This is a genomic window from Williamsia sp. Y712 (assembly GCF_059445525.1).
The window spans coordinates 519203-540191 of record NZ_JCAIUN010000002.1 but is presented as its reverse complement, the minus strand read 5'-3'; the positions used below and the strand labels follow the sequence as shown (position 1 = coordinate 540191).

Annotated in this window: 18 protein-coding genes and 1 riboswitch; all 18 genes read left to right on the top strand. The window is 65.7% G+C overall.

Annotated features, from left to right (window positions below; all coding sequences use genetic code 11):
• Positions 1–6: 6 nt before the first annotated feature.
• The 18 genes from AC1D75_RS17320 (at position 7) to ppc (ending at position 20989) form a co-directional block, all read left to right on the top strand.
• Positions 7–1980: a primosomal protein N' gene (locus AC1D75_RS17320; RefSeq protein WP_495516915.1), complete on the top strand. Its 1974-nt coding sequence runs from the start codon at positions 7–9 to the stop codon at positions 1978–1980.
• Positions 1981–2056: 76 nt separating this feature from the next.
• On the top strand, positions 2057–2989 hold the full coding sequence (gene fmt / locus AC1D75_RS17315) for a methionyl-tRNA formyltransferase (RefSeq protein ID WP_495516552.1): 933 nt from the start codon (positions 2057–2059) through the stop codon (positions 2987–2989).
• Positions 2986–4383 carry an RsmB/NOP family class I SAM-dependent RNA methyltransferase gene (locus AC1D75_RS17310; protein WP_495516551.1) on the top strand — a complete coding sequence of 466 codons (1398 nt, stop codon included), beginning with the start codon at positions 2986–2988 and terminating at the stop codon, positions 4381–4383. Before fmt ends, AC1D75_RS17310 begins: the two co-directional genes overlap by 4 nt.
• A 116-nt stretch (positions 4384–4499) precedes the next feature.
• A complete protein-coding gene (rpe, locus tag AC1D75_RS17305) occupies positions 4500–5159 on the top strand; it encodes a ribulose-phosphate 3-epimerase (protein ID WP_495516914.1) in 660 nt (219 codons plus the stop codon).
• Positions 5156–6163 (top strand): bifunctional diaminohydroxyphosphoribosylaminopyrimidine deaminase/5-amino-6-(5-phosphoribosylamino)uracil reductase RibD, encoded by a 1008-nt coding sequence (ribD, locus tag AC1D75_RS17300; protein ID WP_495516550.1) that lies wholly within the window; start codon positions 5156–5158, stop codon positions 6161–6163. The genes rpe and ribD overlap by 4 nt, the downstream gene beginning before the upstream one ends.
• Before the next feature lie 75 nt (positions 6164–6238).
• Positions 6239–6398, top strand: a riboswitch (FMN riboswitch).
• Positions 6399–6466: 68 nt separating this feature from the next.
• Positions 6467–7066 (top strand): riboflavin synthase, encoded by a 600-nt coding sequence (locus AC1D75_RS17295; RefSeq protein WP_495516549.1) that lies wholly within the window; start codon positions 6467–6469, stop codon positions 7064–7066.
• Positions 7066–8397 (top strand): bifunctional 3,4-dihydroxy-2-butanone-4-phosphate synthase/GTP cyclohydrolase II, encoded by a 1332-nt coding sequence (locus tag AC1D75_RS17290; protein ID WP_495516548.1) that lies wholly within the window; start codon positions 7066–7068, stop codon positions 8395–8397. Before AC1D75_RS17295 ends, AC1D75_RS17290 begins: the two co-directional genes overlap by 1 nt.
• Positions 8394–8888, top strand: a complete 495-nt coding sequence (gene ribH, locus AC1D75_RS17285) for a 6,7-dimethyl-8-ribityllumazine synthase (RefSeq protein ID WP_495516547.1) — start codon at positions 8394–8396, stop codon at positions 8886–8888. Before AC1D75_RS17290 ends, ribH begins: the two co-directional genes overlap by 4 nt.
• The gene (locus AC1D75_RS17280; protein WP_495516546.1) at positions 8888–9400 is read left to right on the top strand and encodes a PH domain-containing protein; all 513 of its coding nucleotides are present in this window, start codon (positions 8888–8890) and stop codon (positions 9398–9400) included. Before ribH ends, AC1D75_RS17280 begins: the two co-directional genes overlap by 1 nt.
• Positions 9401–9446: 46 nt before the next feature.
• Positions 9447–11471, top strand: a complete 2025-nt coding sequence (uvrC, locus tag AC1D75_RS17275) for an excinuclease ABC subunit UvrC (protein WP_495516545.1) — start codon at positions 9447–9449, stop codon at positions 11469–11471.
• Positions 11468–12382 carry an RNase adapter RapZ gene (gene rapZ, locus AC1D75_RS17270; protein ID WP_495516544.1) on the top strand — a complete coding sequence of 305 codons (915 nt, stop codon included), beginning with the start codon at positions 11468–11470 and terminating at the stop codon, positions 12380–12382. Before uvrC ends, rapZ begins: the two co-directional genes overlap by 4 nt.
• The gene (locus tag AC1D75_RS17265) at positions 12379–13419 is read left to right on the top strand and encodes a gluconeogenesis factor YvcK family protein (RefSeq protein ID WP_495516543.1); all 1041 of its coding nucleotides are present in this window, start codon (positions 12379–12381) and stop codon (positions 13417–13419) included. The genes rapZ and AC1D75_RS17265 overlap by 4 nt, the downstream gene beginning before the upstream one ends.
• Positions 13416–14393: a DNA-binding protein WhiA gene (gene whiA / locus AC1D75_RS17260; protein WP_495516913.1), complete on the top strand. Its 978-nt coding sequence runs from the start codon at positions 13416–13418 to the stop codon at positions 14391–14393. Before AC1D75_RS17265 ends, whiA begins: the two co-directional genes overlap by 4 nt.
• Before the next feature lie 166 nt (positions 14394–14559).
• A complete protein-coding gene (gap, locus tag AC1D75_RS17255) occupies positions 14560–15579 on the top strand; it encodes a type I glyceraldehyde-3-phosphate dehydrogenase (RefSeq protein WP_482139351.1) in 1020 nt (339 codons plus the stop codon).
• Between the two features lie 99 nt (positions 15580–15678).
• Positions 15679–16890: a phosphoglycerate kinase gene (locus tag AC1D75_RS17250; RefSeq protein WP_495516912.1), complete on the top strand. Its 1212-nt coding sequence runs from the start codon at positions 15679–15681 to the stop codon at positions 16888–16890.
• 1 nt (position 16891) lies between these two features.
• Entirely contained in the window at positions 16892–17680 is a 789-nt protein-coding gene (tpiA, locus tag AC1D75_RS17245) for a triose-phosphate isomerase (RefSeq protein ID WP_495516542.1), read from the top strand.
• A 206-nt stretch (positions 17681–17886) separates the two neighbouring features.
• Complete coding sequence (gene secG, locus AC1D75_RS17240; RefSeq protein WP_482139353.1) at positions 17887–18120, top strand: preprotein translocase subunit SecG; 234 nt, start codon at positions 17887–17889, stop codon at positions 18118–18120.
• Positions 18121–18148: 28 nt separating this feature from the next.
• Positions 18149–20989: a phosphoenolpyruvate carboxylase gene (gene ppc, locus AC1D75_RS17235; RefSeq protein WP_495516541.1), complete on the top strand. Its 2841-nt coding sequence runs from the start codon at positions 18149–18151 to the stop codon at positions 20987–20989.

Here is a 20989-nt window from a genome sequence, read left to right as displayed (position 1 = left end):
CGTGTTCTGCCGTTGCTGGGTCTGGCACATCTGGACCGACCGTTCGACTATCAGGTCACCGCTGCCCAGGACGAGCAGGCCCAGCCCGGTGTCCGGGTGCGGGTCCGCTTTTCCGGGCGCCTGGTCGACGGGTATCTGCTCGAACGCATCGAGTCGAGTGACCATCCCGGTCGGCTCGGCTGGCTCGAACGTGTGACCTCGCCCGAGCAGGTCCTCACACCTGAGCTGGCAGCGCTGGCACGGGCGGTCGCCGACCGCTACGCCGGGACGATGACCGACGTCTTGCGACTGGCCATCCCACCCCGGCATGCCCGGACCGAGCAGGCCACCGCGGCCCCGGCCGGTACGCCGGTACCTCCGACGGTGGATCTGGCGGGCTGGGACCCGTATCGGCACGCGGACTCGTTCCTGGGTGCGGTCGCCGACGGCAAGGCCGCACGGGCGGCGTGGCAGGCACTGCCCGGCGAGGACTGGCCTGCCCGGCTGGCCGAGGTCGCCTGCCACACCATGATCAGCGGGCGCAGCACCATCATCGTCGTGCCCGACCAACGTGACCTGAATCGACTCGAGACGGCCTGCGCCGCCCTGATCGGTGATCGCGTGGTCTCGTTGTCAGCAGGCCTGGGTCCGTCAGCGCGGTATCGACGCTGGTTGCGCGCGCTGCGGGGTCAGGCATCGGTGGTGATCGGTACCCGCAGTGCGGCGTTTGCGCCGATCCCGAATCTGGGATTGATCGTGGTCTGGGACGACGGCGACGACAGCCTCTGCGAACCCCGGGCGCCTTATCCGCACACCCGTGAGGTCGCGGTCCTGCGCTCGCATTCGGAGACCTGTGCGCTGATCCTGGCCGGTTCGGCCCGAACAACCGAAACCCAAGCGCTCGTCGCCGCCGGCTGGGCCCACGACCTCACCGCGCCCCGGGCCGTCATCCGCGAACGGACTCCGCGGATCAAAGCACTCTCCGACGAGGACAACCGGGTGGCCCGCGACCCGCTGGCCCGCTCGGCCCGCATTCCGGCGCTTGCCTTCGACGCCGCCCGAGCCGCTGTTGCGGCCGACACCCCGGTGCTGTTCAGCGTGCCTCGCCGCGGCTACCTGCCGTCGCTGGCGTGCGAACGCTGCCGATCACACGTGCGCTGCCGTCGCTGTCACGGACCGATGCAGGCCGACGGTCCCTCCGATGCGAGCAGTTCGCGTCTCGGCATGCTCAGCTGTCGGTGGTGTGGACATCCCGAAGCCGACTTCCGTTGCGCCGAATGCGGTTTCACCAAGGTCCGGGCCTTGACCACGGGGGCCGGCCGGACCGCCGAAGAGCTGGGCCGCGCGTTTCCCGGAGTGCCGATCCTCACCTCCGGCGGTGACAAACTCGTCGAACACGTCGAGGACGGTGCCCGCGTGGTGGTCTCGACGCCGGGTGCCGAACCGGTCGCCGCGGGCGGCTACGGCGCGGTGATCCTGCTCGACACCTGGGCTCAGCTCGATCGCACCGAACTGCGTGCCGGGGAGGAAGCCGTCCGGCGGTGGCTGTCGGCGGCCATGCTGGTGCGACCGCATGGTCAGGGCGGCACGGTCGTGGTGGTCGCCGATGCCGGTCTCGCCCCGGTGCAGGCGGTGATCCGGTGGGATCCCGTCGGCTACGCGCAAACCGAACTCGATCAACGCACCGAACTCGCGTTTCCGCCTGCGGTGACCATGGCATCGATCGACGGAGCCGGGCCTGCCGTCATCGCCTTCGCCGAGAAGGTGACACTGCCCGAGGGTGGGGAAGTGCTCGGACCCGTCGAACTGCCTGCGGGGGTTCGGTTGCCGTCGGGTCTGGATCGGGCAGAGGTACCCGATCCGCAACGAATACTGTTGCGCTGCAAACGGTCGGACGGACGTGCCCTGGCCGCCGCATTACGCGTGGCGTTGATCGGACGGATCGCCCAGCACGAAACATCCCCGATCCGCGTGCAGATGGATCCACCGACCATCGGCTGAGTACAAGCCGCCCTCTAAGCTTGTTCGGATGGCCGTCTCGATCTTTGGCGGCGCTTCTCGACAATGGAGGTTGTACATGCGGGTGGTGTTTGCGGGCACACCTGAGCCCGCCGTCGGATCGTTGCAGGCACTGCTCGACTCCGATCGCCATGAGGTGGTCGGTGTCATCAGTCGTCCCGATGCCGCGGCCGGGCGTGGACGTAAGGTGTCGCGTTCACCCGTCGCGCAACTCGCCGACGACAACAACGTCCCCGTCATCACACCCCGACGGCTCGCCGACCCCGAGGCGGTCGAGCAATTGCGCGCCTGGGCGCCGGAGTGCATCCCGGTGGTCGCCTACGGGGGACTGGTTCCGGCCGAACTGCTCGACCTGCCCGAGTACGGGTGGGTCAACCTGCACTTCTCGCTCCTGCCGTCCTGGCGCGGCGCCGCACCGGTCCAGGCCGCGATCGCCGCCGGGGACGAGATGACCGGTGCCACGACATTCCGGATCGAGGCGGGCCTGGACACCGGCCCGGTATTCGGCGTCGTCACCGAACGTATCCGGCCCACCGACACCGCGGGTGACCTGCTCGGTCGGTTGGCGGAAGCCGGCGCCGGATTGCTGGTGTCGACCATCGACGGGCTCGAGGACGGCACCCTGATCGCCGTGCCGCAGCCCGCCGACGGCATCAGTACCGCGCCCAAGATCACCATCGACGACGCCCGGATCCGCTGGGATCTCCCGGCCCATCTCGTCGACCGTCACATCCGCGCGATGACGCCGGCGCCGGGTCCGTGGACGAATCTCGGAGATCTGCGCGTCAAGGTCGCGAAGTGCTCGATCGTGTCCGACGTCGACGAGCGACCGGCACCCGGTGAATTGCGCGTCACCAAAAAGGCACTCATGGTCGGCACCCAAACCGATCCCATCCGCCTCGATGTGGTTCAACCACAAGGCAAAAAAGCCATGGCCGGTGCCGATTGGGCACGCGGAGCCAGGCTCACCGACGGACAGGCATTGTCATGAACCAGCCCAGTGGGAAGCCCGGCACCGACAACCAGGCCGGCACCCAACGTGAATCCACACCGATCGACCCGGCCCGCATCGCCGCCGCCGATGTCCTGAAAGCCGTCCGCGAACGGGACGCGTACGCCAACCTGATCCTGCCGAAGATGTTGCGCGACCGGAAGATCACCGGTCGCGATGCGGCGCTGGCCACCGAGCTCACCTATGGCACGTGCCGCGCTACGGGCATGCTGGACGCGATCATCACGTACGTCGCCAAGCGGCCGGTCGCGGACATCGACGGTCCCGTACTCGACGTCCTGCGCCTGGGTACCTACCAACTCCTGCGGACCCGGATCGGTGCGCACGCAGCGGTGTCGACATCGGTGGATCTGGTGCGTTCGCGCGTCGGACACGGACCGGTCGGCTTCGTCAACGCGATCCTGCGCAAGGTTTCTCAACGCGACGAAGACCTCTGGGTGCAGGAACTCGCGCCGCCCATCACCGAGGACCTGATCGGGCACCTGGCATTCCAGTACGCCCACCCCAAATGGATCGCCGAGGTCTTCAATGACGCACTGGGCGGTTCGGCCGGTGCGCTGCAGGCGGCCTTGGCGGCCGACGACGAACGGCCACTGACACACCTGGTGGCCCGCCCCGGACTGCTCACCGCGGAAGAACTCGCGCTGATCACCGGCGGCGAGGTCGGGCGCTACTCGCCGTACTGCGTCTATCTCGACGGTGGCGATCCCGGTGACCTCGACCCGATTCGTGAAGGCATGGCCGGTGTCCAGGACGAAGGCAGTCAGCTCGTCGCCCGGTCACTGGCGCAGGCGCCCCTTGTCGGCGACGACAACGGCCGTTGGCTCGACCTGTGCGCCGGGCCGGGAGGCAAGGCAGCACTGCTCGGTGCACTCGCCGAGATCGAGGGTGCCCGCGTGGACGCCATCGAAAAGGCCCCGCACCGAGCCGAATTGATCCGCAAGGCCACGCGCGATCTGCCGGTCGATGTGAAGGTTGCCGACGGCCGCGACCCGGACTTGGAGCCCGGATACGACCGGATCCTCGTCGACGCGCCGTGTTCCGGTCTGGGTGCATTGCGGCGTCGTCCCGAGGCCCGCTGGCGACGGACCCCCGCCGATGTCGCCGAACTCGTTGTGCTGCAACAAGAACTGCTCGAATCCGCGGTGAAGTTGCTACGCCCGGGCGGCGTGGTCGTCTACGCCACCTGTTCACCGCACCCGGCGGAGACGACGCAGGTGGTCGACCGCGCGGTCGCCGAACTCCCCATCACCGCCATCGACACCCGTGAACTGGTGCCGATCGAAGGTGTCGGTCCCGGCCCGTATGTCCAGCTGTGGCCACATCTCTACGGCACCGACGCGATGTTCTTCGCGGCGCTCCGCAAGGACTGACCGCAGACGCTCCGGTTATACGAAGACGCTCCGCATGTATGCGGAGCGTCTTCGTATAACCGGAGCGTTTGTGAGGTGGAGGGGCACATAAGATTGTTGCCATGCAAACGCCACCCATGATCGCGCCGTCCATCTTGTCCGCCGATTTCGCAAAGCTTGGCGCCGAGGCCGATGCGGTCAAGGGTGCCGACTGGCTACACGTCGACGTCATGGACGGACATTTCGTGCCCAACCTCACGCTGGGACTGCCGGTCGTCGAGAGTTTGCTCAAGGCCACCGACATCCCGATCGACTGCCACCTGATGATCGAGGATCCGGCCCGTTGGGCGCCCGGATACGCCGAGGCCGGGTCGCACAACGTCACCTTCCACGCCGAGGCCACCGACGACCCGATCGCGGTCGCCAAGGACATTCGCGCGGCCGGCGCCAAGGCGGGCCTGAGCATCAAGCCCGGCACCGAACTCGATCCGTACCTCGAGATCCTCAAGAGCTTCGACACCCTCCTGGTGATGAGTGTCGAGCCGGGCTTCGGCGGTCAATCGTTCATCGCCGGGGTGCTCGACAAGGTGCGCCGGGTGCGCTCGCTGGTCGACTCCGGTGAGCTGCGGATCCTGGTGGAGATCGACGGCGGTATCAACGCCGACACCATCGAACAGGCCGCCGAGGCCGGTGTGGACTGCTTCGTCGCAGGTTCCGCGGTCTACGGCGCAAGCGATCCTGCCGAGGCCGTGAAATCGCTGCGCGCGCAGGCAGCAGCGGGCCGCGCGCTGCCATGACGGGGCTGATCGGCGAGGCGATGCACCGGGCGATCACCGAGTCGTACGGCGCCCGCGGCCAGAGCACTCCCAACCCGCCGGTGGGGGCGGTGATCCTGGACATCGACGGTTCGGTGGTCGGGGTCGGACACACCCAGCCGCCCGGTGGCGCTCATGCCGAGGTCGTCGCCCTCGAGCAGGCCGGGCTGCGGGCCGCAGGCGGTACCGCGGTGGTCACTCTCGAACCCTGTAATCACACGGGCCGTACCGGTCCGTGCACCGAGGCCTTGATCGCGGCGGGTGTGCACGCGGTGGTCTATGCGGTCTCGGACCCGAACCCGTTGGCCAGCGGAGGTCACGCCCGACTCGAACAGGCCGGCATCTCGGTGCAGGCGGGTGTCGGCATCGACGAGGTGCGGGACGGTCCGTTGCGGGAATGGCTGTTCCGGCAAGAGCGCGGACGGCCGATGGTCACCGCCAAGTTCGCAGCGTCCATCGACGGCCGGATCGCCGCTCCGGACGGAACCAGTCAATGGATCACCGGCAGTGCTGCACGCGAGCGGGTGCACCACGAACGTGGGCAGATCGACGCCATCGTGGTCGGCACCGGAACCGTGCTCGCCGACAATCCGTCGTTGACGGCTCGATATCCGGACGGTTCGTTGCGCGAACATCAGCCGCTACGGGTGATCGTCGGTCGACGGGAGATCCCGGCCGCGGCGAACATCTTCGATTCGAGCGCCCGGACGGTACAGATCGCCGCGCACGACCCGGCGCGGGTGATCGAGGAGTTGGGGGAGTTGACCAACGTCCAGATCGAGGGTGGGGCGCGGTTGCTGGGTGCGTTCTTCGCAGCCGGGCTCGTCGATCGCGTCCAGGCGTACCTGGCGCCGCTGGTGATCGGCGGGGGAGCGGCCGCAGTGGTCGACGATTCGGTCCTGACGTTGTCTCAGGCGCGCCGGTTCACCACCGAGAGCGTCGAAACACTGGGCGACGACATTCTGCTCACACTGAATGCAAACTGATTCAGCGCCCTGACCGGCCGATTCATGTCGTTAGCCCTGGTCACGATATATGTCCGATGTGATAGTTTCTAAGGTGGAAGTTCTCGGGGCGGGGTGTAATTCCCCACCGGCGGTAAAAGTGAATCGACGACAGTTGGTCACTGAGCCCGCGAGCGCCCTCACCCGGTGAGGGGTCGAGCAGATTCCGGTGAGATCCCGGAGCCGACGGTCATAGTCCGGACGTGAGAGAACTCCACCTGGTGGGTCTTCTCCGACCCGGCCATGTGCCGCCCTGAGATCGCAAAGCGATTGAAGGAGTAGGCGATGTTCACGGGAATCGTCGAGGAACGCGGCAGCATTGTTGCGCGTGAAGACTTGACCGATGCGGCACGATTCACCGTCCGGGGTCCGCTGGTCACCAGCGATGCCGGACACGGGGATTCGATTGCCGTCAATGGGGTCTGTCTGACCGTGGTCGACCTCACGGACGACGGCGCATTCACCGTTGACGTGATGGGTGAGACGCTGCGGCGCAGTTCGCTGGCCGACCTCGGGCCCGGCAGCCCGGTCAATCTGGAACGCGCGATGCTCGCGGGCGGCCGCTTCGGTGGCCACATCGTCCAGGGTCACGTCGATGGCATCGGGACCGTGGAATCGGTCACACCCGGCGAGAACTGGACCGTCGTGCGGATCGGGACCACCGGTTCCATCGCCCGCTACATCGTCGAAAAGGGTTCTATCACCGTCGATGGTGTTTCGTTGACCGTTTCGTCGATCGGCCCGGACTGGTTTGAGATATCGCTCATCCCAACGACTCTCGCGTTGACCACCTTGGGGGAAGCGACTGCGGGTGCGGTCGTTAACCTAGAGGTCGACGTGATAGCCAAATACGTCGAACGGCTATCCGCGATCGGAGTGGAGTAATGAGCAACCAGGTGGGCACCACTGCAGGCCTACATCAGGGCACCAAGTTCGACACGATTGAACGTGCGATCGCCGATATCGCCGCAGGTAAAGCGGTTGTCGTCGTCGATGACGAGGATCGCGAGAACGAAGGCGACCTGATCTTCGCGGCCGAGAAGGCCACGCCCGAATTGGTGGCGTTCATGGTCCGGTACACCTCCGGCTACCTGTGTGTCCCTCTCGACGGCGACGATTGCGACCGCCTCGGTCTGCCGCCGATGTACTCGGTGAACCAGGACAAGCACGGCACCGCCTACACCGTGACCGTCGATGCCCGCGAGGGAATCGGCACCGGTATCAGTGCTTCGGACCGCGCCGCGACCATGCGTCTGCTCGCCGACCCGACCACTACGGCAGGCGACTTCACCCGCCCCGGACATGTGGTTCCGCTGCGTGCCAAAGAGGGCGGCGTCCTGCGCCGTCCCGGGCATACCGAGGCCGCAGTGGATCTGGCCCGGATGGCCAACCTGGCTCCCGCAGGCGTGATCTGCGAGATCGTCAGCCAGAAGGACGAGGGCGCGATGGCGCAGACCCCGGAACTCCGGGTCTTCGCCGACGAGCACGACCTGGCGCTGATCTCGATCGCCGACCTGATCGCCTGGCGCCGTCGACACGAGAAGCATGTCGTAAGAGTCGCCGATGCCCGGATCCCCACGCGCCACGGCGCTTTCCGGGCCGTCGGTTACACCAGCATCTACGACGAGGTCGAGCACGTCGCCCTGGTCCTGGGTGACGTGGCCGGACCCGACGGTGAGGGCAACGACGTCCTGGTCCGCGTGCACTCGGAATGCCTGACCGGAGATGTCTTCGGATCGCTGCGCTGCGATTGCGGTCCGCAGCTCGACGCGGCGATGGAGATGGTCGCCGCCGAAGGCCGCGGCATCGTGCTCTACATGCGCGGCCATGAAGGACGTGGCATCGGTCTGCTGCACAAGCTGCAGGCCTACCAGCTGCAGGACGCCGGTTCCGACACCGTCGATGCGAACCTGGAGCTCGGCCTGCCCGCCGATTCCCGCGACTACGGTCTCGGCGCCCAGATCCTCGTCGATCTCGGTGTCTCGTCGATGCGCCTGCTGACCAACAATCCGGCCAAACGTGTTGGCCTGGACGGCTATGGCCTGCACATCACCGAACGGGTTGCGATGCCGGTTCGGCCCAATGCGGAGAACTTGCGGTACCTGCGTACCAAACGGGACCGGATGGGTCATGACCTCGTCGGTCTCGACGATCTCCATCAAGGCAATGAGTTGGATCACCAAGACACTGAGCTGAGCGGAGGCAATCCAGCATGAGCGGTGCCGGAGAACCAACACTGGACCTGGGTGACGCGAGCCGTCTGCGGCTGGCAATTGTTGCCTCGCAATGGCATTCGACGATCTGTGAGTCGTTGCTCGCCGGCGCCACCACCGCGGCGGCGCAGGTCGGGATCACCGATCCGACGATCGTGCGGGTGGCCGGTGCCATCGAGCTCCCCGTCATCGTGCAGGCGCTGGCCCGTAATCACGACGCGGTGGTCGCCCTCGGTGTCGTGATCCGCGGCGATACCCCCCATTTCGACTACGTCTGTGATGCGGTCACCAGCGGCCTGACCCGGGTCTCGCTCGACGAGGCGACCCCGGTCGGCAACGGCGTGCTCACCACCAACAACGAGCAGCAGGCCTTGGACCGCGCAGGTCTGCCTGATTCGAAGGAAGACAAGGGCGCGCAGGCTGCGACGGCGGCGATCGCCTCGGCGTTGACCCTGCGCGCGCTGTCCCGCGGCGAATACAACGCAGAAGTCTGATGCGTTCTCGGGCGAAGACCGGAACCGGTGCTGCGGTGACCGACGAACCCAGGTGGCTCATGGTCTACCGGCCGCGAAAGTCACCGCGCTACTCGATGATCGCCGCTGCGGCGGTTGTGATCGTGCATGTGATCGTCGCGTTGCTGCTCCAGGTGGGTGACTCCGGCGTCGTCTTCAAGCTCGCCGATCAAATCGCCATGGTCGGGCTCGGCATCATCATCGGTGGTTCGTTCATGCTGATCGCCCGGGCGCGGATCCGGGTCGGTGCCGAAGGGATCGCGGTCCGAAATCTGTTCAACGAGCGGATTTTTGACTGGTCGATCATCGAGGGCATCCGGTACCCGCACAGTGGGAGCTGGGCGCGCCTGGAACTGCCCGAGGACGAGCACGTGCCGATCCTGGCCATTCAGGCCAACGACGGTGACCGGGCGGTCAATGCGATGGCCGAGGTCCGGGCCCTGCACGAACGGTTCGGTCGACAGGACCGACACGGCGATTCTCGGCAGGCCTGACCCAGGGGATTCACGATCTGTCACTGCGGGGTACTAGCCTGGATTTGTGGCTGACCCGACGACGTACCGACCGGTCCCGGGGAGCATCCCCACCGACCCCGGCGTCTACAAGTTCCGGGACGCGCATCAGCGAGTGATCTATGTGGGCAAGGCGAAAAACCTCCGCTCTCGCCTGACGTCTTACTTTGCCGACCTGACGACGCTGCATCCGCGCACCCGCCAGATGGTGACAACCGCCGCCTCCGTGGAATGGACGGTGGTCGCCACCGAGGTCGAGGCACTCCAGCTCGAATACAACTGGATCAAAGAGTTCGATCCGCGGTTCAACGTCCGCTATCGCGATGACAAGAGTTATCCGATGCTGGCCGTGACGATGAACGAGGAGTACCCGCGGCTGTTCGTCTACCGCGGCCCGCGGCGCAAGGGTGTGCGCTACTTCGGCCCGTATTCGCATGCCTGGGCCATCCGGGAAACGCTCGATCTGCTGACCCGGGTCTTTCCGGCACGCACCTGTTCCTCGGGGGTTTTCAAGCGGCATCATCAGATCGACCGGCCCTGCCTGCTCGGTTACATCGACAAATGCGCCGCACCGTGTGTCGGCCGGGTCAGTGCCGCCGAGCACCGCGCCGTCGTCGAGGACTTCTGCGACTTCCTGGCCGGCCGCACCGACCGGATGATCAACAACCTGCAAGCCCAGATGGAGAAGGCCTCCGCCGAGCTGGATTTCGAGCGTGCCGCGCGGCTACGCGACGACATCGCCGCGCTGCGCCGTGCACTCGAACGCCAGTCGGTGGTCCTCGGAGACGGAACCGATGCCGATCTCGTTGCGATGGAAGGCGATCAGCTCGAGGTCTCGGTCCAGGTCTTCCATGTTCGTGGTGGACGGGTCCGAGGCCAGCGAGGCTGGATCGTCGAGAAGTCCGGTGACGACGACTTGGCAGATCAGGTGGGCCAGTTCCTCACCCAGTTCTACGGCGAACAGGCCGATCAGGCCGAGTCGGTGTCGGTGGACGACGGCCATACGAAGGCCGATCCGGTGCCAAGGGAGGTTCTCGTCCCGGCCCTTCCGCCCGATGTCGATGAGGTCCGTGACTGGCTGACGCGGCTGCGTGGCAGCAACGTCGACCTGCGGATCCCGCAGCGCGGCGACAAGAAGGCGCTGATGGAAACCGTGCACCGCAATGCCGCGGACGCGTTGGCACATCACAAACTCAAGCGGGCAGGCGATCTGACCACCCGGTCGGCGGCCCTCACCGAGATCCAGGAGACGCTCGGACTCGACTCTGCGCCGTTGCGCATCGAATGTATCGACATCTCACATGTGCAGGGCACCGATGTCGTGGCGTCGCTCGTGGTGTTCGAGGACGGTCTGCCGCGGAAGTCCGACTATCGCCACTATTCGATCAAAGAGGCTGCCGGAGACGGGCATTCCGACGACGTGGCGTCGATCGCCGAGGTCACCCGACGCCGGTTCCTGCGGCATCGGGTCGATGTCGCAGACGGCAAGCCGGCCCCGATCGATGTCGCAGAGGGCGCAGACGGGGGAGATGTTGCCCCGGAGGCGGCAATCGACCCGAAAACCGGGCGGCCCCGACGATTTGCCTACCCCCCGAACCTGTTCGTCGTCGACGGCGGTGCGCCGCAGGTGCACGCGGCCGCGGCCGTGCTCGACGAGTTGAACATCACCGATGTGGCCGTGGTGGGTCTGGCCAAGCGCCTCGAGGAGGTGTGGGTGCCCGGTGACGACGATCCGGTGATCTTCCCGCGCACCAGTGAGGCGCTGTTCCTGCTACAGCGCGTCCGCGACGAGGCGCATCGTTTCGCCATCAGCTTCCATCGCAGCAAGCGCAGCAAGCGGATGACGGCCTCGGCGCTCGACGGCGTGCCCGGGCTCGGCAGCACCCGGCGCGCGGCTCTGGTCTCCCATTTCGGATCGGTCGCAAACCTGCGACAGGCCACGGTCGAGGAGATCGCCGAGGTGCCGGGTATCGGGCAGATGACCGCACGTGCGGTGCAAGCGGCACTTGTCGAACATAATCAGTCGAGTGAGCAGACAGGACCCACAACGTGAGTGAAGTCGAGAACGCGGTCACACCGCCGCCCGCACAGACCCCCGACGTACTACTGGTCACCGGTTTGTCCGGCGCAGGCAGCAGTACCGTTGGCAACCTCCTCGAGGATGCCGGCTGGTACGTCGCCGACAACGTGCCCCACACGTTGATCGGTTCGATGGTCGAACTGGCCAGGGGCGCCGATTCGGCGATCTCGCGGCTGGCGATCGTGATGCGGATCCAGGACGACTCCTACGCCTCGGCGCTGGAGACCCTGCGCGCCGACCTCGATCGGGTCGGTATCGAGCCGCGCGTCATCTTCATAGAGGCGTCCGACCAGGTCCTGGTCCAACGGTTCGAGCAGGTCCGCCGCCGACACCCGCTGCAGGGCAACGGCACCCTGATCTCTGCGATCGTGACCGAACGCGCGATGCTGGCGGGGGTCAAGGAACGGGCCGATCTCGTGGTCGACACATCGGGTCTGTCGGTACAGCGGCTCCGCGTGATCATCGAGGGCGCATACGCCGAGGCCTCGGTCGCCGATGTGAGTGTGGTGGTCGAATCGTTCGGTTTCAAATACGGTCTGCCGATCGACGCCGACATGGTCGCCGACGTCCGATTCCTTCCCAATCCCTACTGGGTACCCGAACTCAAAGACCACAACGGACTGGAACAACCGGTCCGTGACTACGTCCTCGGCCAAGAGGGCGCGCCGGAATTCCTCGAGAAATACGAGCAGATCCTGAGATTGGTCGGCGACGGATACCGACGTGAGGGCAAGCGCTACATGACCGTTGCGATCGGCTGCACCGGTGGCAAACACCGGAGTGTGGCGATCACCGAAGCCCTGGCCGCGGCACTGTCCAAGGCGACGGACGCCGACGGCTCCTTCTCGGTCCGAGTGGCCCACCGAGATCTGGGGCGCGAGTGAAGATCGTGGCTCTCGGGGGAGGGCATGGACTGTACGCAACCCTGACGGCGATGCGGTTGCTGAGCGACGATGTGACCGCGGTCGTGACGGTGGCCGACGACGGCGGTTCCTCGGGCCGGCTCCGGTCCGAACTCGGCGTCCTGCCGCCCGGTGACCTCCGGATGGCCATCGCAGCTCTGCTCGCAGCCACCGAGCCGCCGAGTGACGACGCCGACGTCGGTCCGGGTGTAAGGCCGCCGCAGGAGTGGGCCTCGTTGCTACAGCACCGTTTCGGTGGACGCGGCGCGCTGGCCGGACACCCGGTCGGCAACCTGCTGCTGGCCGGACTGACAGAGGCCACAGGCGATGCGGTGCAGGCACTCGAGATGATGACCGCATTGTTCGGGGTCCGCGGCCGGGTCTTGCCGATGTCGACCACCGGCCTCGAGATCGAGGCCGATGTCTCGGGTCTCGAGGACGATCCGCGGATCAGCCGGGCGATCCGCGGTCAGGTCGCGGTTGCAACGACGCCGGGCATCGTGCGCCGCGTACGCCTCTCGCCGAACCCGCCGCCGGCCTGCCCGGAGGCGATCGAGGCGATCGAGTCCGCCGATCTGGTGGTGCTGGGTCCGGGCTCCTGGTTCTCCAGTGTCATCCCGCATGTGCTGGTACCCGATCAGCTCGCCGCCCTCAAACGGACGTCCGCGAAGAAGGTGTTGATCGTCAATCTGGCTCCCGAACCCGGTGAGACAACCGGCTTTTCGGTGGAGCGGCATCTGCACGTCCTGCTCGCTCACGCCGACGATTTCCGGGTCGATCATGTGCTCGTGGACTCGGGTTCTGTGCCGGTGGGATCAGAGCGTGAACACGTTGAGCGAGCGGCGGCGAAATTTGGGGCTACGCTGCACGATGGTGAACTCGCGGTTGCGGGAACCCACACCCATGACCCAGACAGGGTTGCCGCTCTCATAGGTGGCTTGTGCGATAGTGAATCGGCAGGCTACCGATCGAAAGTTGAAACGACATCCACAGAGGGAGAACGCGTCCGGTGGCGATGACATCCGCGGTCAAAGACGAACTGAGTCGGCTGGCGGTGACGCAGGTGAGTTGCCGAAAGGCAGAGGTTTCAGCGCTGTTGCGATTCGCGGGCGGACTCCACATTGTGGCCGGCCGGGTGGTGGTCGAAGCCGAGGTCGATCTCGGCAACGTCGCACGACGACTCAAGCGTGAGATCTTCGAGCTCTACGGATACAACTCCGAAGCGCACGTCCTGAGCGCCGGAGGCATCCGTAAGAGTGCCCGCTACATCGTCCGGGTCACCAAAGACGGCGAGGCCCTGGCCCGTCAGACCGGCCTGCTCGACATGCGCGGACGCCCGGTGCGTGGTCTGCCCGCACAGGTTGTCGGCGGCAGTGTCGGCGACGCCGAAGCCGCCTGGCGGGGAGCTTTCCTGGCTCATGGCTCACTGACGGAACCGGGCCGTTCGTCGGCTCTGGAGGTCAGCTGCCCCGGTCCGGAAGCGGCACTGGCGCTTGTCGGCGCCGCCCGTCGCCTCGGTGTCACCGCGAAGGCCCGTGAGGTCCGCGGCGCCGACCGCGTGGTCATCCGCGACGGAGAGGCCATCGGTGCACTCCTGACCCGCATGGGCGCGCAGGACACCAGGCTGACCTGGGAAGAGCGTCGGATGCGGCGCGAGGTCCGGGCGACGGCAAACCGCCTGGCCAACTTCGACGATGCCAACTTGCGCCGATCTGCCCGCGCCGCGGTGGCCGCGGCCGCCAGGGTCGAGCGCGCGCTGGAGATCCTCGGCGATCAGGTTCCCGACCACCTGATCTCGGCCGGTCAGCTGCGCATCACCCACCGGCAGGCCTCGCTCGAGGAACTCGGCCAGCTGGCCGATCCGCCGATGACGAAAGATGCTGTGGCAGGGCGTATTCGGCGGCTGCTGTCGATGGCTGACAAGAAGGCCAGGACAGACGGAATTCCGGACACCGAGTCGGCCGTCACCGCCGACCTCCTCGACGACGAATAGCAAGCCACGCCCGGTTCTCCTGCGAAATGCACGTCACGTGCATGTTGCGCGCATTGCCGCAGGCGGACCGGGGGTGCTTGGCGCGCGGGCGACGACTAGGCTGAGCATTGCCGCAGAGGCGGGGCCACACGATGGCCCAGCACACCGCAAAGCTAAGGAGCTCATAGTGACCGTTCGGGTAGGCGTCAACGGATTCGGCCGGATCGGCCGCAACTTTTTCCGCGCGATAGAGGCGCAGAAGGCGCTGGGCACCACGGATGTCGAGATCGTTGCAGTCAACGATCTCACCGACAATGCGAGCCTGGCACATCTCCTCAAGTACGACTCCATCCTCGGCCGTCTGCCGCAGGATGTTTCGCTCGAAGGCGACGACACCATCGTTGTTGGCGACAAGAAGATCAAGGCACTCGCTCACCGCGGACCGCTCAGCGAATTGCCGTGGGGCGACCTCGGTGTCGACGTTGTCGTCGAATCGACCGGCATCTTCACCGACGCCGCGAAGGCCAAGGGTCACCTCGAGGCCGGCGCCAAGAAGGTCATCATCTCCGCACCCGCCAAGGGCGAAGACATCACCATCGTGATGGGTGTCAACGACGACAAGTACGACGGCAGCCAGAACATCATCTCGAACGCTTCGTGCACCACCAACTGCCTCGGACCGATCGCCAAGGTCCTCGATGACGAGTTCGGCATCGTCTCGGGTCTGATGACCACGATCCACGCCTACACCCAGGATCAGAACCTGCAGGACGGCCCGCACAGCGACCTGCGTCGCGCCCGCGCCGCAGCACTCAACGTGGTTCCCACGGGCACCGGTGCCGCCAAGGCAATCGGTCTGGTTCTCCCGCAGCTGCTCGGCAAGCTCGACGGCTACGCCCTGCGGGTGCCGATCCCGACCGGTTCGGTCACCGACCTGACGGCCATCCTCAAGAAGAAGGCCACCGTCGACGAGATCAATGCTGCGATGCAGGCCGCTGCCGAGGGACCGCTCAAGGGCATCCTGAAGTACAGCACGGCCCCGATCGTGTCGTCGGATATCGTCACCGACGCGCATTCCTCGATCTTCGACGCGCCGCTGACCAAGGTCATCGACGAGCAGGTCAAGATCGTGTCCTGGTACGACAACGAGTGGGGCTACTCCAACCGTCTCGTGGATCTCATCGGACTGGTTGCCAAGTCCCTCTAAAGGGTTCTTGCCCTTTGGTTTTCGGCAGGTTTGCGCCTGCCTCGCACAACGCCTGTACCCCGTATCACCGATCGCAAAGAGACAACGCATCTGATGACCATCTCGGTACCCACCCTCGCAGACCTGCTCGAGACCGGTGTGGAAGGCCGGACCGTCTTGGTCCGCTCCGACCTCAACGTTCCGCTCGACAATGGCAAAATCACCGATCCAGGTCGCATCCTGGCGTCGGTGCCCACCATCAAGTCCCTGTCCGAAGCGGGTGCAAAGGTCATCGTGACCGCGCATCTCGGTCGCCCGAAAGGTGTACCGGATCCGGCGTTTTCGCTGGCCCCGGTCGCCGAGCGGCTCAGTGCCGAGCTCGGACGCAACGTCCAGCTCGCCACCGATGTCGTCGGTGGTGATGCCCTCGCACGGTCGGAGGGTCTGACCGACGGTGACGTGATGATGGTGGAGAACGTGCGGTTCGATCCGCGCGAGACCTCCAAGGATGCTGCCGAGCGCGCGAAGCTCGCCAATGCGTTGGTGGAACTGACCGGGGACAACGGTGCGTTCGTCTCTGACGGTTTCGGCGTTGTGCACCGCGAGCAGGCGTCGGTGTACGACGTGGCAAAGCTGTTGCCGCACTACGCCGGCGGCCTGGTCGCGGCCGAGGTCGAGGTTCTGGTGAAGCTGACCACCGACACCGCCCGCCCGTACGCGGTGGTGCTCGGTGGTTCGAAGGTGTCCGACAAGCTCGGTGTCATCGAGGCGTTGGCCCCCAAGGTCGACACCCTGGTGATCGGTGGCGGTATGGCGTTCACGTTCCTGGCGGCCCGTGGGTTGCCGGTGGGCAATTCGCTGCTGCAGGAAGATCAGATCGACGTCTGCCGCTCGCTCCTCGAGCGCTTCGGTGACGTCATCCACCTGCCGGTTGATGTGGTCGTGGCAGACAAGTTCGCCGCCGATGCGCAGGCGAAGGTTGTCTCGGCGGAGGAGATCCCGGACGGCTGGATGGGTCTGGACATCGGACCCGAGTCGGTCAAGCGGTTCGCCGCGGTTCTGGCCGAGGCCAAGACCGTGTTCTGGAACGGCCCGGCCGGCGTGTTCGAGTTCGAGAAGTTCGCGGCCGGGACCAAGGGTCTGGCCGAGGCGATCATCGGTGCCACCAGTGGTGGCGCGTTCTCCGTTGTCGGCGGTGGCGACAGCGCGGCCGCGGTTCGGCTGCTCGGCCTGCCCGAGGACGGCTTCTCCCACATCTCGACCGGTGGCGGGGCGTCGCTCGAATTCCTCGAGGGCAAAGAACTGCCCGGCCTGACCGTATTGGAGAACTGACATGGCATCGCGTAAACCGCTCATCGCGGGCAACTGGAAGATGAATCTGAACCACCTCGAGGCCATCGCGCTGGTTCAGAAGATCGCCTTCGCGCTGCCGTCGAAGTACTTCGACAAGGTCGACGTGACGGTGATCCCGCCGTTCACCGACATCCGTAGCGTGCAGACCGTCGTCGACGGCGACAAGCTGTTGCTCACCTATGGCGCACAGGACCTGTCGGCGCACGATTCCGGTGCCTATACCGGTGAGATCAGCGGGTCGTTCCTGGCCAAGCTCGGTTGCACCTTTGTGGTCGTCGGGCACTCCGAGCGCCGCACCCTGCACGGCGAGACGGATTCGGTGGTGCTGGCCAAGACCAAGGCTGCGCTGAAGTACAAGCTGACCCCGATCGTGTGCCTGGGTGAAGGCCTGGAGATCCGCGAGGCCGGTGAGCACGTCGACTACAACATCGAGCAGCTCAAGGGCTCCCTCGCCGGTCTGAGCGCCGCGGAGATCGCGAAGGTCGTCATCGCCTACGAACCGGTCTGGGCCATCGGTACCGGCCGGGTTGCCAGCGCTGCCGACGCGCAGGAAGTGTGTGCCGCACTGCGGGCCACACTGGCCGAATTGGCCGATGCGAAGGTCGCCGACTCGGTCCGCATCCTGTACGGCGGATCGGTGAACGCGAAGAACGTGGGGGAGATCGTCGGCCAGACCGACGTCGACGGTGCACTGGTCGGCGGCGCGTCGCTCAAGTCGGACGAGTTTGCCACCCTCTCGGCCATCGCCGCCGGTGGTCCACTGCCCTGATCTCGTGAGTTGGGGTGTTCGGGCGAACAGACATTCCGTCGAGCTTCGCCTTCGGCTTCGTCTCCGTCGCTGGTCGAGCTCCGCCTTCGGCTTCGTCTCCGCCGCAGGTCGCGTTCGCCCGAACGCCCCATTTCCGGGTTATGCGGTATGGCCGGGTACAGTCGTAGATCGGCCGCTCGAACTTCAGATCTGATGGGAATCAACACGTGAAGCTTGCCCTGGACATTGGACTTGTGATCACCAGCGTTTTGCTGATCGTTCTGGTCTTGCTCCACCGTGGTAAAGGTGGCGGCCTGTCGTCACTGTTCGGTGGCGGCGTTCAGTCGAGTCTGTCGGGGTCGTCCGTCGTGGAGCGCAACCTCGACCGATTGACCGTATTCGTCGGAATCATCTGGACGATCTTCATCCTCGGCATCGGTCTGGACATCAAGCTCTCGTAAACCCTCTGCGTCGTTACGGGTGGTTGGCATGCGCAACCCGTCCTCGGCCAGAGATACTGGACGGGTGACTGATAAGCGCCCCTCTGTGCCCCGTCCGGATCCCGGTAGTACCGATCGCGAACTCACCGAACCGTTACGCGAGGACATCCGCCTACTGGGCGGAATCCTCGGACAGATCGTGCGTAAACACGCAGGCGAGGAAACCTTCGACCTCGTCGAGAAAGCCCGGGTCGAGTCCTTCCGGGTGCGACGTTCCGAGATCGACCGCACCGAGCTCGAAGAACTGTTCCGCGACATCGACATCGCCGATGCCATTTCGGTCATCCGCGCTTTCAGCCACTTCGCCCTGTTGGCCAACCTCGCCGAAGACATCCATCGCGAACGCAGGCGGGCGATTCACATCCGGGCCGGTGATGCCCCTCAGGATTCGTCCCTGGCGGCCACCTACCTCAAGCTCGATTCCGCCGATCTGACCGATGAGCAGGTCGGCAAAGCGCTTGCCGATGCCACTGTCGTCCCGGTCATCACCGCACATCCCACCGAGACCCGACGGCGCACGGTTTTCGAGGTGCAACACCGGATCACCGAGTTGATGCGGTTTGCCGGGCGGACCGAGCTGACGCCTGCCGAGCGGGACGAGGTCAATGTCGCGCTGAACCGGCAGATCCTGACCCTGTGGGAAACCGCGCTGATCCGCCTGGAACGTTTGCAGATCCAGGACGAGATCGAGGTGGGGCTGCGCTACTACGACGCCGGCTTCTTCGAGGTCATCCCACGTATCAATGCCGAGTTGCGGGCCTGGCTGCAGCAGCACTATCCGACCGCAGGCATCACCGATGATCCGATGCTGCGGACGGGTTCATGGATTGGCGGCGACCGTGACGGCAATCCCTTCGTGACCGGTGAGATCGTCTCGATGGCCACTCGTCGCGCCGCAGAAACTGCTGTGTCCCATCATCTTTCGGAACTGACACTGCTGGCCCAGGAACTGAGCCTGTCATCGCGCCTGACCGCTGTCAGTGATGCGGTGCTCGAACTCGGGGGTGTGGAGCGCGGAACCATTGCCGCCGATGAGCCGTACCGGACGGCCTTGCGGGCCATCCGGGCCAGGTTGTCGTCGACCGCGTCCCGACTGTTCGGCGCGCGATTTGTCGCTGTCAACGACGGTGGATTCCCGGCCGACGGCGCGGACGGCTATGCCGACGCCCCGCAGTTGCTCGCCGATCTCGACCTGATCGATGCGTCGCTCCGCGCCAACAGCGACGACGAGTTGGCAGACGATCGTCTGCTGACACTCCGCGAATCGGTGCGGGCCTTCGGTTTTCACCTGTCCGGGCTCGATATGCGGCAGAACTCCGACACCCACGAGGAAGTGGTTGCCGAACTGTTGGCGTGGGCCGGTGTGCATCACGACTACTTGTCGCTCGCCGAGCCCGAACGGGTGAAGATCCTCACCGCGGAACTGAGCAACCGCAGACCGCTGACCGGTCCGGGCGCCCAACTGTCGGACCTGGCGAACAAAGAACTTGACATCGTCCGTGCGGCCGCGGCAGCGGTGGCCGCGTATGGCCCGCAAGCGGTGCCCAACTACATCATCAGCATGTGCAACTCGGTCAGCGACCTGTTCGAGGCGCTCGTGATGCTGAAGGAGGCCGGACTGTTCGATCCCGGTTCCCCGGAGACCCCGCCGCGGTCGTCGGTCCGGGTGGTTCCGCTGTTCGAAACGATCGAGGACCTGCAGCAGGGCGCGGCAACACTGCTTGCGGCCCTCGAGGTGCCGCTGTTCCGGACGCTGGTCGATCAACAGGACGGCATGGCCGAGATCATGCTCGGCTACTCCGACTCCAACAAGGACGGCGGGTACCTGGCCGCCAACTGGGCGCTCTATCGGGCAGAACTCGACCTCGTGGAAGCGGCCGCGAAGGCGGGTATCCGGTTGCGGCTCTTCCACGGTCGCGGTGGAACCGTCGGTCGCGGTGGCGGTCCGAGCTATGAGGCCATTCTGGCGCAGCCGCCGGGTGCGGTGCAGGGATCGCTCCGGATCACCGAGCAGGGCGAGGTGATCGCAGCCAAGTACGCAGAGCCGGTCATCGCACGCCGGAACCTGGAGACCCTGCTGGCCGCCACCATCGAATCGTCGCTGCTCGACACCGAGGGCCTGGGAGCAGAAGCAGAGGTCGCGTACGCGGTTCTCGACGAATTGGCGTCGTTGGCCCGTAAGGCGTACAGCGAGCTGGTTCATGAAACACCCGGATTCGTCGAGTATTTCGTGAACTCGACCCCGCTGTCGGAGATCGGCTCCCTCAACATCGGCAGTCGCCCGGCCTCCCGCAAGCAGACCGAGAAGATCTCCGACCTGCGCGCCATCCCGTGGGTGTTGTCGTGGTCGCAGTCGCGCGTGATGTTGCCCGGTTGGTATGGCACCGGCTCCGCCTTCGAGCAGTGGATCGGCGACGACGAAAGCCGGCTGGAGACGCTGGCGGATTACTACCAGCGGTGGCCGTTCTTCCGGACCGTGATGTCGAATATGGCTCAGGTGATGGCGAAGTCGGATATGGGACTGGCCGAACACTATTCACGGTTGGTACCCGATGAGGCGTTGCGCGAGAAGGTGTTCGGGATGATCACCGCCGAACACGATCGGACAACGGCGATGTATTTCAAGATCACCAAAACGGACGATCTGTTGGCCGACAACGCCGCCCTCAAGCGTTCGGTCTTCAATCGATTCCCGTATCTCGAACCGCTGAATCATCTGCAGGTCGAGTTGTTGCGCCGCTATCGCGGTGGCGATGATTCCGATCTGGTGCGCCGCGGCATTCAGCTCACCATGAACGGCCTCGCCACCGCGTTGCGGAACAGCGGTTAG

Excerpts from the sequence above, each read along its gene's own strand:
- ribD (WP_495516550.1), top strand. The coding sequence starts at position 5,156 with ATGACGGGGCTGATCGGCGAGGCGATGCACCGGGCGATCACCGAGTCG.
- AC1D75_RS17290 (WP_495516548.1), top strand. The coding sequence starts at position 7,066 with ATGAGCAACCAGGTGGGCACCACTGCAGGCCTACATCAGGGCACCAAG.
- AC1D75_RS17280 (WP_495516546.1), top strand. The coding sequence starts at position 8,888 with ATGCGTTCTCGGGCGAAGACCGGAACCGGTGCTGCGGTGACCGACGAA.
- AC1D75_RS17310 (WP_495516551.1), top strand. The coding sequence starts at position 2,986 with ATGAACCAGCCCAGTGGGAAGCCCGGCACCGACAACCAGGCCGGCACC.
- AC1D75_RS17295 (WP_495516549.1), top strand. The coding sequence starts at position 6,467 with ATGTTCACGGGAATCGTCGAGGAACGCGGCAGCATTGTTGCGCGTGAA.
- ribH (WP_495516547.1), top strand. The coding sequence starts at position 8,394 with ATGAGCGGTGCCGGAGAACCAACACTGGACCTGGGTGACGCGAGCCGT.
- ppc (WP_495516541.1), top strand. The coding sequence starts at position 18,149 with ATGCGCAACCCGTCCTCGGCCAGAGATACTGGACGGGTGACTGATAAG.
- whiA (WP_495516913.1), top strand. The coding sequence starts at position 13,416 with ATGACATCCGCGGTCAAAGACGAACTGAGTCGGCTGGCGGTGACGCAG.
- fmt (WP_495516552.1), top strand. The coding sequence starts at position 2,057 with ATGCGGGTGGTGTTTGCGGGCACACCTGAGCCCGCCGTCGGATCGTTG.
- tpiA (WP_495516542.1), top strand. The coding sequence starts at position 16,892 with ATGGCATCGCGTAAACCGCTCATCGCGGGCAACTGGAAGATGAATCTG.
- rpe (WP_495516914.1), top strand. The coding sequence starts at position 4,500 with ATGATCGCGCCGTCCATCTTGTCCGCCGATTTCGCAAAGCTTGGCGCC.